Raw genomic sequence first — 12,841 nt, 5'->3', positions numbered from 1 at the left:
ATTGCACCCACAAGAAACCCTAGTTAATATTCCTATGTTTATTGAGACGAATCCGGCGTCTGGTTGACTGTAGCACTGCCCTCACTTGTACCAGTGTCACTAGATACCTTATCAGATATAGCCTGAACAGATTCTGTTACAGTGTAATCCTGCTGGTCATAGAGGTACTCATGAAGCTTAACAACGTTAGTGCTAAGTGTACATGGTACAACCAAGCTTCCCTTGCTACCGAATGTACCAGTAGTCAAATCAAATGGGAATCCTGAAGAACCAACAATTTCGTAATCCTTTACTGCAGTAGCCATAGAAATAAGCTGTGTCTTAGACAAGTTTGTAGACATCTTTTCAAAGACATGGTCTGTAATCTTGTTAAGTGTAACTAAGTCTGCCTTTTTAGCCTTTTCTACAATCATATTAACTACCATACGCTGGTTTGCTGCACGACCGTAATCGTTATCTACAGCGTATCTGTTACGACAATAACCAACTACCTGAGCTCCGTTGAGCTTGTATGTACCAGGAGAATCGAAGTAGCAATCGCTCTTCTTCCAGCCATCCTCTTCATCTGGATGATAGTTAAGTACATTTTCTACCTCAGCAATATATCCTGCCAAAGCATTCTGATGTGTGTCTGGATTGTCAGTGTTAATCATCTTCTGTGTAATCTCAAGCTCTAATCCGCCAAGATCATCAACGATAGTAGCAAGAGTCCAGAAATCAACAGCAACGAAACCATCTACAGAAATATCTAAGTTGGCATTGAGCATATTACAAGCTCCATCAGGGCCGCTATGTCCATATGCATAGTTGCACTTTCTGTACTTATCATCCTCTACCTTAAGGTATGTATCACGCTGCACAGATACTAGCTTAACTTCCTTAGTGTCGTTATTAATAGCTGCAATCATGATAGTATCGGAATTACCAGAATCAGTGTTACCTGTGCTACGGTTATCTACACCGAAAAGAGCAATGGTGGTGTAGTTACTAAGAAGCTCTACTGTAGCCTCATCCAAGTCATTAGTCTCTTTCTCGTATGTAATACCTGTGTCGATCTTGCTGATCTTGTTCCAAAGGAAGAATACCAATGCAAGAACTAAAAGAATTACAACCTCAACTACAATAACTGTTCTTCTGGTCTTTTTCTTTTTATTTTTTCTAGAAGTGTTGCCCTTCTTTGAACTAGATGGGCGTCTTGACGCACCTGCTGAACTAGGTCTAGAAGAACCACCTCTACCTGAGCGAGAAGAACTGCTTCTAGTACCTGGATGGCTAGCAGAATGACGTACAGGCTGTGATGATCTGCGTGGCTGTCCCTGACGTGATGCTCCTGTTCTAGCTCCTGCTGATCTAGCAGTGCCCTGGCGTGATACACCCTGACGTGGCATACGCTGGTCCATAGCCTCTCCCTGTAAGTCATAATTATACATATCCATCTCATCATCAAGGGACATATCATAATCATAATTCATCTGTCCCTGTGAGTACTGAGAATCTGGTCTTCTACGAGGTGCTCCATTATTTACACGATTTGGTGTTCTGTTGGCACGACTTCTAGTGCCAGCGCCTCTAGTCAAATCGTAATCTTCGAAATTACTCATTTCCACTGTCTCCCATCTTTAAGTAGTAATCTTTTAAAAATAGTAATACTGATTAAGTCTACTCTAGGTATTCTCAAATTGTCAAGAAAACGGAGATTATTCCGTCACATTCACTAAAAAAATAAACAAAAAATCAATAAACACGTCTAGCTTTTTTAGGTCTTATTCCTCCATTCCTGGAAGTCGATAATTTTCCATACCTACAGGCAGGTTTTTATTGTAAAAGCCGTCACCTTTTTCTATTAGCTCCCTGTGTTTTTCCATAAGAAAATCATGAGACTCCTCTGTAGAGATATTGTCTTTATTTTTGTACCTTGCAATACACTTTGGAACTACTACCGTACGGAATCCCCTTTCACGTGCTCTTATGCAAAAATCAAGCATAGCATCTCGGCCTGAAAGCCTAGGATCAAAGCCTCTTAGCATCCTATATACTTTTGCATCTATCATACAGCATCCGCTGTCCACCATAGCCACATCATGAGGCATACTGGCAAGTCCCTCGTAGCTGTCCCTGAAGATTCGCTGTCCGTGAAATGCAGGATACTGAGCTCCATCCTCTCCATAAATGTATCCAACATTATCAAGGGTAAATCCTCTATTTATAAAGCGACATCCTACCACCGCCACATCTGGCTGGCTAAGGTAAGCATACATTCTCTTGGCATTGTTTCTGGTGAAAAGCTTTACATTTTCATCCCTTAAAAACATGTAGTCACCAGAAAACCTCCTAAATGCCGTCTCGTCGTAGTCGATGTGCCACTTTTTCATATTGGCATCCACTCGTCCTCGGCAGATAACACCTGTCTTCCTCAGGTAGGAAATAGCAAGAGCCATGTGTTCATTACAATAGAATCTCCCAGCAGCCCTATCCTCTTTTGTCTTGATTTTATTATCTATTCTCTTGTGATATAAAAGGGAAGGGATGTGCTCGATTTTTTCTTTTTTAAATGCCGCCCTCAGGTAGTACTCGTAAATATAGGCGGTCTTTGCCTTCTCATTAAACTCCCCTAGCTTTTTATAGAGAGCCACTGGCAAACAAAAGAAATCTCCTATGTAATTAGTCTGCAAAAGAAGTTCTTTATTGAAATCACTTTTGAAGTGAGGATTCATTCTATCTAGGCCAATCAGCTCGTCTGAATCAGTATAGATTATAGAATTAAAATCCTCTCTAGAATTTATTTTTTCATTTAATGCCCCAAGGGTCTTGGCACTGAGTCTATCGTGCTGACCCAGATAAACCAAATAATTTCCCTCAGCAAAATGAGCGCCAATGTTGTAAGCATAGGCGCCACCTGATTTCTTCTTCAATCTTCTGTAATGAACCTTGTCCACAATATCAGGGAAAAACTCCTTGATAGTAATCTCGATTGCATTAGAAGGATTGTTGTCTAAAATATAAAGTTCAAATTCGCGATATTCTTGTTGGTCGATGGACTCCAGCATGTCCTTAAACTGGTCCATGTTGGTGTCAATAGTCCATACGACTAATGTAAAATATGCATCTGCCACTATTTCGAGCCCTTTCCGCCAAAAACAACGGCTATTGTTTTTAATATAATTCTAATATCAAGTCCCAATGACCAATCAGAAATATACTGTGTATCAAGAGCAACAACTTTCTCAAAATCCTTGATGTCGCTGCGACCACTTACCTGCCACATACCAGTAAGGCCTGGCTTGATTGAAAGACGAGCCTTGTGGTGAAGAGCGTATCTCTCGTACTCATCCTCAAGAGGAGGTCTGGTGCCAACAAGGGACATATCTCCAATGAGAACATTTAAAAACTGTGGCAATTCATCAATAGAATATTTTCTAAGGAAATGTCCGATAGGAATGATTCTTGGATCATTTTCCATCTTAAACATATTTCCATCCATCTCATTTTGATCTAAGAGTTCTTTTTTTCGCTCCTCTGCATCCACATACATTGTGCGGAACTTAAAAATCTTGAAACGACGGCCATTTTCACCGATACGTGTCTGGGTAAAGAAAACAGGTCCTGGTGACTGAATCTTAATAATAGGTGCAAATATAATGAATGCAATAGCTGTAAGAACAAGACCAACAATCGCCCCAACAATATCCATAACCCTCTTAAGGAAAGCCTGCTTATTATTGGCAATGTGCATACTTGTAGTAAGTACCACGTAGTCACCATAAGTCTCCATTATTCTGTTAGGCATCAGGTTGTTAGTGTGAATGAGGGCCATATGAACTGTAAGTCCCTGCTCAACAAGTCGTCCTGCAAGGCTCTCCTCACTGGCTCTAGTGTTACCGTCAAGGAACACTTCATCAACAACATTAGTCCTCAAATATTCAAGTAGATTGTCAGCTGATGCAACTACAGGAATGCCCTGTATCTCCTGACCTGTCATATCCTCGTCTACAACTGCCACACCCTCTACCTTAAACTCTGTGTATGGGCTGTGGGCAATCTCAGAAAGACAGTGCTCTACAGTGGAAGCCTCAGCAACCACAATCATAGACCTCTTATTGATATCAAGAAGCTTTCTGCGTCGAATTAATCTCTTCCAAATTACTCTGAAGAAATAGGTGACAATTACCATTGCAACAGCAAAAGCACCTATAGCAAAACGAGAGTAGTAATATGTAGTCTGGGTACCATACATGTAAATAAATACGCCCAAGAAATTAATTACACAATGCCAGATAGTGGAAGTAAGCTCCTGATATTTAGTTCGTCTAAGTATTCCTGTGTAGGTCTCTGAGAAAAGCACACCTGTCAAATCAATGAATGGCAAAATCTTTGCCAAGTTCTGATACAAGTTGTACCACTCATATTTATCTAGAAAGATAATACTGTGAAACTTAAGGTATACACCTATAAAGATGGCAAGCTCAGCTGCCAACATATCAAGTATTATGAAATCTAGATGTTTTACCCAGGAACGTTTTTTCTTTTTATACACGTCTATCTCCTAAAAGCTTCGGGATGTACCCTAATTTTTAGAGTGTAACTCCATTTTTCTCAAGTAATTCTCTTGCACTATCAACCGAATCAACACCATGGAGATTCTTGATTGGTGCAAATTCTCTAACTCTATCCACCTCGAATGCCAGATTTGAATCCATCATGTGGACCATATCAAGCACTAATAACTCAAACTTGTAGCCGTTTGGTGACTCAGGTGAAACCTGATTGCCATCGGCATCAATATGAGGAATCTTTTTCTCAACAACATGTACATACATATTGTTATTAACAATCTCATCCAACTTCTCAAGCGAGAAAAGGTAATTAAGGATAACGCCGTACTTGTAAAGAAGGCTGCCATCCTCTGCCTTGGCCTCTGCCATCTCGTCAGACATCTCATAGTACTCAACGATTGATGGCTTGCCATCCTCAAGACAAAGAAGTCCCATTTTCTCCTGTGGGTCTACCTTTCTAACTACCTTGGAGCCAGCCTGGAAACCACCTGCAATTGTAGCACCTACAAATACTGGATCCGCAATACGCTGGCAAACATTATCTACTGCAAAGATGTTAATCCACTTAACGCCCTTTGATTTTAAATCCTTATCAAGACCAGCCTTTACCATAGATGCATACCAGCCACCATTACCATTAGGTGATGTTGCAAGACGGCCCTTGTCCTCTAAGAGAAGCTTGCCATCGTAGTCTACAGCGCATGCCATATCCTGAATGAAATACTGAACGTACTCAGGATTATATCCGAAATAATCATGCTCCTTGAAGAAAGCTCTAGTAGCCTGATCATTTTTTTCACTTGTCATGATATAGAGGGGAACGAAGCATCCTGCCTGCTTTACCACATCCATAAGATTGTTAATGAGGCACTCAAAAATATAGAGCTCTCTAGTCTTGCCTACATTGAAGCAGCCCTTTGGTAAATCAAATCCAAGTCGAGTACCCATGCCTCCTGCAAGAAGTACTGCTGCAACCTCACCCTTTTTTATAGCTTCAAGACCAACAGCCTGAAACTCATCATGTCTCTTTTCAATCTCAGAAATCTCAACAGCAGGTGGAACAGAAAACTGTCCTCTTCCGGCAGATTCATCTCCGCCGATAAGCTTGAAATCAGACCAGTTGATATTCTCAATCTGATTAAGAAATTCTGCTTGTTTTGAAGCATCAAGCTCGTCAAAAAACTTCATGACGTGCTCCTGCTTATTCTCCCTCAATACATTAATAGCTTGTTCTTTAGTAAACATTATAAATTATTCTCCTTTACTTAGCTATATTTTTAACTATATAAGTCAAAACACCTTTTAATAAACTCACTTAGATGTTAAATGAGTAATCAAACTTTTTCAGGGAAAGATTTGGGTTGTAGTATGGATCCCCCTTCTCTATAACCTCTTTCCATTTAGCTGTGAAGTACTGTGTTTCAGCTTCCATTCGCATCTTTTTCTCAGGGTCCTCTAGATCAAGTCCTCTGCTAACAGACTCAAGGTGATACCACTCAGAAAATGGTGTGTACACACAAAGAAGATTCTTAGCCCGAAGCTTTAAGCAATAATCCACATCGTTAAATGCAACTGCAAGTCCCTCATCAAAACCGCCTACTGCAAGATAGTCCTCTTTTGAAGTAAGCATGCAGGCCCCTGTCACTGCTGATAAGTCCTGGACGCAAGTGCTCCTGTAAAAATATCCTACCTGCTCGCGACCGCTTCCCAAAAACTGTGAATTGGCAACACCGCCAAGACCCAAAATAAGGCCGGCATGCTGAACTGTGTTGTTGCCATAATAAAGTCTGGCTCCAACTGCACCAACATCCTCACGGCGAGCAAATCCAAGCATCTCAGAAATGGCATCTCCATTAATCATTCTAGTGTCATTATTCAAAAGAAGAATGTACTCTCCCTTTGCCTGATGAACGCCAAAATTAACAAGGGCTGAGTAGTTGAACTGCCCCTTTGACTCAGGGTGCTCTGCTGTATAATCAAATACTCTTGCACTTATGTCATTTCTCATCTGAAGCTCGTGGTAATATCCACGTAATGCCTCGTCAGTAGAATTGTTTTCCACAATTACAAACTCGATATTATTGTACTCATTTTTTTCAATGATGCTATCAATACAAGCCTGTAAATCCTTAATATGGTCCTTGTTTGGAATCACTATGGAAACAAGTGGTGAACCTGGCCAACGGTACTTGGTGCGATAGTATCCAAGGTGTGTATCCAGCTGTACATTGGCAGGAATCCCCAGTCTCTTGTAGTGCTCCTCCACCGCCCTACGACCATTTTCATAGGCATACATCTTGGCCTCTGGATGATCTGCTGTTGAGGCAGGATGGGTACGCCAGTGATAAAGCACCCTAGGAATATGATAAATATTTTTGCACTTTTCAAGTACTCGCAAGTCAAAATCATGGTCCTGCGCACCATCAAATTCTGACCTGATTCCTCCGCTTGCCCAAACAATATCAGCCCTTGCAACAAAAAGGTGGGTGATATAGTTGTGGCTGCAAAGTAAGTCTATATTGAAATCTGACTTGAAGTGAGGAAGGAAATATTCCTTGGACTCCATATCGATTTTATCCTCATCTGAATAAAGGGCCTGAATTGTACGGTCCTCATTTAATGCCTTGGCAATGTAGTACATGGCATCTGGTGTAATGAGATCATCGTGATCCGTAAATCCGATAAATTCTCCAGTGGCAAGCTCAAGTGCTGCATTAGTATTGCCAGCGATGCCTGTATTATCCTCAAGCTTTTTGTAGACAATTCTCTCGTCCCATACACCATCTGTCGCCTTGAGAATAATGTCCTTCAGTCCCTCTTTAGGACTTCCATCAGCAAGACAAAGCTGCCAATTAGCATATGTCTGTGCAGTAAATGACTGAATCAATTCTATTAAAAATCTCTCTGGGGTATTGTAAAGAGGAATTGCAATACTAATCACAGGATTGAACTTGAAAATAGTATGACGCTGCTTTTCAAGGTCCTTTTCTGTGACTGGATGAGCCTTTAAAAACTGTGCATAGCTATAGTGCTCCTGGTCATGCCCCAGAGCCTTTCTGATAGTCTTAGCAACAGTCTTTTTCAGGCCATAATGCTGAAGATACAGCAGACCTTTTTCTATTTTATTTTTAGGTTGTTTATATTCTCTAATATCACTCATATTGTTTTAATTAATAGTCTCATTTAAGTTTCAATAGCTGCTTTTCAAATAAATGCCAGCTGATAAATGCCAGCGGCACTACGATTAGAATGGATACTCCCAAATTTACATAAGGGTCCATTACAACCAGATAGCCGTCTGGGGCGTTGCCCATTACATCTATCACTCTCTGCTGTACAAAGAATGAGAAAATGTAAACGCCATATGAGATATCCCCCACTTTATTGTAGAACTCAGAAATCTTCCAATATCCAAATCCCACAAATAAAATTATATATGCTCCAAATATCGTAAATGCGATTTCAAAATCTAAAAAATAAACAGCTGCCACAAGTCCAACCAGGGCTAATAGCGCATACTTCCATGACATGATTATCTTGTCACGGTATAGGTAATACATAACACCTATTTCAAATTCCCAGGTAAGTCTGCCAAAGTTCACCAAAAAATTGGTAGGCAAATAATCTGCTGAGCAACCATATTTCATATAAAAGTACAGGGCTGCCGATGCAGCTATAAATGCAAAAATAGCTCTCTTATGCTTTCTAAACAAAGGAACCATGGCAAGCACTAAAAGATAACAAATCACCTCATGCTGAAGTGTCCAAATGCTGCCATTAGCACTCTGATTAATATGAAATGAAAATACTCCAGGAAGTCTATTAGCTCCTGAAATAAATAGCAAATTCAATAAATATGTATCAACTCTGCCAGTCTCGTGACCAGAAAAATATGTAGCCCTATCTAGGACAGAAAACATTGGTCCAAGAGCAAGCGCAGAAACCAGAACAAACAAAGCCAACAGTGGCCATATGCGCAAAAATCTGGCTTTTAAATACTTGAATACATTGTTGCTTCTATCGTAGCTTCTATAAATCAAAAAGCCACTGATTATAAAAAATATATCAACGCCAACCTGGCCCGAAAGCGCCTTATGAAAAGTCAAAGTGTACATCAAATCCTGCTGCTGTGCATTAGTGCAAAGGGCAAAGGAATGCATGTACATAACCATAAGAGCGGCAACTAATCTCACTAGGTTTAGATTGTTATCTCGACCTAAAGATCTATTTCCTAATGTATTATTATCCATCAAAAATATTCCTTAAAGTAAATCTCTTTAACCGCTTTATTTTACCATATAGCCTTCATTCGTACAAATTGTGCACAGCCAAGATTTAATAGCATAATTCTATATTAATCCCAGCTTTTTCATGCCATTATAAATACCATCCTGATCTATAGGTGTTGTAACAACACTGGCAAGTGCCTTCAAGTCATCAGAAGCATTTCCCATGGCAACACCTGTGTGGACATATTCTAGCATCTCATAGTCATTTGGGCCATCGCCAAATGCAACCGTATCCTCCCAGCTGGCGCCTAGATATTCAATTACTTTTTTAATTCCAAGAGCCTTATCCACTCCTCTTATGGTTATCTCACCAGAGGTCTTTTGCATCTCACTAAAACTCATGGATGTGACCTGAAATTCTTCGCCTAAATCTTTTCCAACTTCATCAGGATCTTTTTTCGAATTATGATAGCAGAGTTTTTCTGCGTTAAAATACTTATCTGCGTTGCCCACTATATTGTCATCACATTTTTTCTTGGCAAAAATTTTTTCCAGGTTGCTAGCCTTTTTATCTTTCATTCTAGCCATAAATCCCTGTCGCATAATTTCTAGACAGCGTTTGCTTGAAACTGTTGAATCTGTGCACTGAAGCATGTATATAATTTCATTTTCCTCACAAAATGAAATTAGCTTTTTAAGCTGAGCCTCAGTCATATAGCTAGAAAAAACTTCCTGTCCTTCGTATTCTACGTATGCACCTGAAGCTGTAACATATCCGTCAAAACCAAATTCTAAAAGTCTATCCTCTATCTGGCACTTGCTTCTGCCAGAGCAAAGAAAAATTTTATGACCATTTTCCTTTGCCGCTTTAAGAGCAGCTTTTGCTGACTCTGGAAACTCTCCATCAAAATTAATAAGAGTACCATCAATATCAAAAAATATAACCTTACTGTTCATTAATAATCACCAGATGATTCCTTTCTACGGGTAGTCATTTTACCTCATTTAACCATCTTAAATCAATTTCAATTAAGTAATGATTGTCCTAATAGTTTATCTCTTTGCAGCTGTGTATGATATAATGCAACTCATGAGACAAAATAATAGGACGAGAGGATTACCATTGATTAATTTTTCATTTAAAGATAAAGCAGCCCGCAGGGTCTTGCTTACTATTATAAAATTTGTTTTTGCTGTAGCTCTTACTGTGCTTGCTTATTTAACTGCCAAGGAGCCAGCTTACCTTTGGGTAGGGCTTATAGAACTTGCACTTATTTTTGTCATCTACAATTTACTTGTGGATACAAAAATAGTCTTCAGGCTTTTAGCTGACTTGCTATTTTTTATTTATGTGGCGCAGATGTTGGTTCTCTATTTTGGAAACAGCTTTATCACACTTACCATGCTAAAAAATGTCCAGTTTTTACAGGACTTAGGTGGCAGAGCTGTAGCTTATATTTTAGGCACAGTCATTGTTCTTGCTATAGTTTTTATGCCAGGGCAAAACATTTTATATAAGATAAATAAAAAGATACTACTGGCGCCTGTTATTCTTCTTTTGGTTGTGGAAATTGTACTTCACGGTTCATATAAGAGATTTAGCCCAGTCCAGAGTTTTGGAACTATATTTGCAAGTGAAATCAGATATCAAAAGGTAAAAAGAGCCAGTGTCAATCCAGAGATTGCAAGAGAAAGCTACTATCGCCCTTCATTTGAAGATGGCATTGCAAAGCCAAAAAGCCTACCTGAGAATCCAAATATAATTGTGATTTTCACTGAGGGATTGTCTTCTAATATTATCTCCGATGAGAGAGAAATAATGCCAAACTTGGCAGCTTTTGAAGATGAATGTCTCACATTTGAAAACTACTACAACCACACTTTCCCAACCCTTAGAGGTGTACAGGGACAGCTATACAGCGGTTATAAATTAGATGACAATGAGGTAGCCAACAATCTCATATCTGTTCAGGGCATACTTAAAAATCAGGGCTACACCACCTCATTTATAAATGTGGAGCCTATTAATGATATTTTTATTGAGTATTGTAATAACCTAGGATTTGACAATGTCATCACAGATATAACCCACTGTACCGGTGAGGCAAAAGGAATGACTGACGGCGAGGCATATAGACTTCTCATGGACTCAGCCTATGACCTGTCAGAATCTGATAAGCCATTCTTCTTAAGCGTATACACCTTTGGCACCCATGTATCATTTGATACACCTGATTCTGAGGTTGTGTACGATGACGGCTCAAATGAAGTACTTAATCGCTTCTACTACTTAGACAAAGAATTCGGTGAGTTCCTTGAAGAATTCAAGGCATCAGATTTAGCAGACAACACTATTTTGATTTTCACCACTGACCACGCCACATACGCAGATCAGACCTACATGAAGGCCTTCCCTGACTACAAAAGAGAATGCACCGATGTGGACACCATTCCATTTTTCATTTACTACAAGGGCATGGACCATAAGACCGTTGATGCAGGTGGCAAGAATTCACTTTGCTTTGCACCAACAGTACTTGATTATTTAGATATTAATTCAGAAAATTATTTCCTAGGCACCAGCCTATTTGATTCAAAAGCTAGCTCGGAATTTGACAGCATATTCTACGATGCCTCATATTTGGTAAGCACAGAGGGCGGTCAGGTACGCTACCTTGACGACCTAGAAGTAGACGACTTTTTAAGTCAGGTACTTTCCTACTACACCGCAGTTGAAACTATAGAATAAAAAGAAGGATTCAGAAATTATCATCTGATAGTTCCTGAATCCTTTTTATTTCAACAAATTTAATTAATCTCTAGAGAATACATCTCTTGTGTATACTTTGTCTTTTACATCATCAAGGCAGCTGTCATAGCGGTTAGCAATGATAGCATCACTCATAGCCTTGAACTTCTCGATGTCATTTACAACCCTAGAACCAAAGAATGTTGTACCATCCTCAAGTGTTGGCTCGTATATAACAACAGTGGCACCCTTTGCCTTGACACGCTTCATAACGCCCTGAATAGATGACTGGCGGAAGTTGTCAGAGTTGGACTTCATGGTAAGACGATATACGCCGATAGTTACGTCCTTTTCATGTTCCTTGCTGTATTGATTCATATCCTCATAGGTGTAGTAGCCAGCCTTTTTGAGAACCTGATTTGCAATGAAATCCTTACGAGTCCTATTGGACTCAACGATTGCACGGATAAGCTCCTGTGGTACATCGTTATAATTAGCAAGAAGCTGCTTGGTATCCTTTGGTAGGCAGTATCCGCCGTAGCCAAATGATGGATTGTTGTACTGGTCTGTGATACGAGGGTCAAGGCAAACGCCTTTGATGATAGCCTGTGTATCAAGTCCCTTTGTCTCAGCATATGTATCAAGCTCATTGAAGTAGCTAACACGAAGAGCTAAATACGTATTTGCGAATAATTTTACAGCCTCTGCCTCTGTAAATCCCATAACAAGAGTATCAATATTTTCCTTGATAGCTCCCTCAGCAAGAAGTGCAGCAAAATCCTTAGCCGCCTTTGTAAGCTCTGCATCATTCTCGTCTGTACCTACGATAATTCTAGATGGATAGAGATTATCGTAAAGCGCTCTAGATTCACGTAAGAACTCTGGGCTAAATAAGATTTTATCAGAGCCTGTCTTCTCACGGATGCGCTTAGTGTAGCCTACAGGAATTGTAGACTTGATTACCATGTATGCATTAGGATTGACCTTCTGCACAAGGTCGATAACAGCCTCTACAGCTGATGTATCAAAATAGTCCTTAGCACTGTCGTAGTTTGTAGGTGTAGCAATAACAACAAACTCTGCATCCTTGTATGCTGACTCCCCATCTAAAGTTGCAACCAAATCAAGGTCCTTGTTTGCAAGATAGTCCTCTATCTCAGGATCCACAATTGGAGACTTTTTATTATTGATTAATTCAACTTTTTCAGGTACAACATCCACTGCTACAACATGATTGTGCTGGGAAAGCAGCGTAGCAATCGAAAGACCAACATAGCCTGTACCTGCCACAGCAATACGTCTATTCATAA

General features: G+C 39.8%; 9 protein-coding genes. 1 reads left to right on the top strand and 8 read right to left on the bottom strand.

The window, feature by feature from the left end; all coding sequences use genetic code 11:
* Positions 1 to 38: 38 nt before the first annotated feature.
* The 7 genes from BLP50_RS03810 to BLP50_RS03780 all read right to left on the bottom strand — a co-directional run bounded on the left by BLP50_RS03810 (position 39) and on the right by BLP50_RS03780 (position 9,739).
* Complete coding sequence (locus BLP50_RS03810; RefSeq protein ID WP_090151291.1) at positions 39 to 1,601, bottom strand: LCP family protein; 1,563 nt, start codon at positions 1,599 to 1,601, stop codon at positions 39 to 41.
* A gap of 162 nt (positions 1,602 to 1,763) precedes the next feature.
* Entirely contained in the window at positions 1,764 to 3,113 is a 1,350-nt protein-coding gene (locus BLP50_RS03805; RefSeq protein WP_090151288.1) for a glycosyltransferase family 2 protein, read from the bottom strand.
* Positions 3,113 to 4,534 carry a sugar transferase gene (locus tag BLP50_RS03800; protein ID WP_090151285.1) on the bottom strand — a complete coding sequence of 474 codons (1,422 nt, stop codon included), beginning with the start codon at positions 4,532 to 4,534 and terminating at the stop codon, positions 3,113 to 3,115. The genes BLP50_RS03805 and BLP50_RS03800 overlap by 1 nt, the downstream gene beginning before the upstream one ends.
* Before the next feature lie 37 nt (positions 4,535 to 4,571).
* A complete protein-coding gene (locus tag BLP50_RS03795) occupies positions 4,572 to 5,798 on the bottom strand; it encodes a UTP--glucose-1-phosphate uridylyltransferase (RefSeq protein WP_090151283.1) in 1,227 nt (408 codons plus the stop codon).
* A gap of 70 nt (positions 5,799 to 5,868) precedes the next feature.
* Positions 5,869 to 7,713, bottom strand: coding sequence for a glycosyltransferase family 2 protein (locus BLP50_RS03790; RefSeq protein WP_090151280.1), 1,845 nt, complete (start codon positions 7,711 to 7,713; stop codon positions 5,869 to 5,871).
* A 19-nt stretch (positions 7,714 to 7,732) separates the two neighbouring features.
* Positions 7,733 to 8,803, bottom strand: coding sequence for an acyltransferase family protein (locus BLP50_RS03785; protein ID WP_090151278.1), 1,071 nt, complete (start codon positions 8,801 to 8,803; stop codon positions 7,733 to 7,735).
* Between the two features lie 99 nt (positions 8,804 to 8,902).
* On the bottom strand, positions 8,903 to 9,739 hold the full coding sequence (locus BLP50_RS03780) for a Cof-type HAD-IIB family hydrolase (RefSeq protein WP_090151275.1): 837 nt from the start codon (positions 9,737 to 9,739) through the stop codon (positions 8,903 to 8,905).
* 166 nt (positions 9,740 to 9,905) lie between these two features.
* On the opposite strand from BLP50_RS03780, the gene BLP50_RS03775 reads away from it, so the two are divergent.
* A complete protein-coding gene (locus BLP50_RS03775) occupies positions 9,906 to 11,531 on the top strand; it encodes an LTA synthase family protein (RefSeq protein ID WP_176753669.1) in 1,626 nt (541 codons plus the stop codon).
* Between the two features lie 63 nt (positions 11,532 to 11,594).
* Here BLP50_RS03775 and BLP50_RS03770 read toward each other — a convergent pair whose 3' ends face one another.
* Positions 11,595 to 12,839: a nucleotide sugar dehydrogenase gene (locus BLP50_RS03770; protein ID WP_090151270.1), complete on the bottom strand. Its 1,245-nt coding sequence runs from the start codon at positions 12,837 to 12,839 to the stop codon at positions 11,595 to 11,597.
* Positions 12,840 to 12,841 lie beyond the last annotated feature (2 nt).

It is taken from the genome of Pseudobutyrivibrio sp. AR14, from assembly GCF_900101325.1.
Taxonomy (GTDB): Bacteria; Bacillota; Clostridia; order Lachnospirales; family Lachnospiraceae; genus Pseudobutyrivibrio.
Note: the sequence above shows the minus strand (reverse complement) of the source record. Positions and strands in the feature narration are given on the sequence as shown.

Bases quoted from the DNA above. Each gene is read 5' to 3' on its own strand.
- BLP50_RS03810 (WP_090151291.1), bottom strand. From the start codon at position 1,601: ATGAGTAATTTCGAAGATTACGATTTGACTAGAGGCGCTGGCACTAGA.
- BLP50_RS03790 (WP_090151280.1), bottom strand. From the start codon at position 7,713: ATGAGTGATATTAGAGAATATAAACAACCTAAAAATAAAATAGAAAAA.
- BLP50_RS03795 (WP_090151283.1), bottom strand. From the start codon at position 5,798: ATGTTTACTAAAGAACAAGCTATTAATGTATTGAGGGAGAATAAGCAG.
- BLP50_RS03780 (WP_090151275.1), bottom strand. From the start codon at position 9,739: ATGAACAGTAAGGTTATATTTTTTGATATTGATGGTACTCTTATTAAT.
- BLP50_RS03785 (WP_090151278.1), bottom strand. From the start codon at position 8,803: ATGGATAATAATACATTAGGAAATAGATCTTTAGGTCGAGATAACAAT.
- BLP50_RS03770 (WP_090151270.1), bottom strand. From the start codon at position 12,839: ATGAATAGACGTATTGCTGTGGCAGGTACAGGCTATGTTGGTCTTTCG.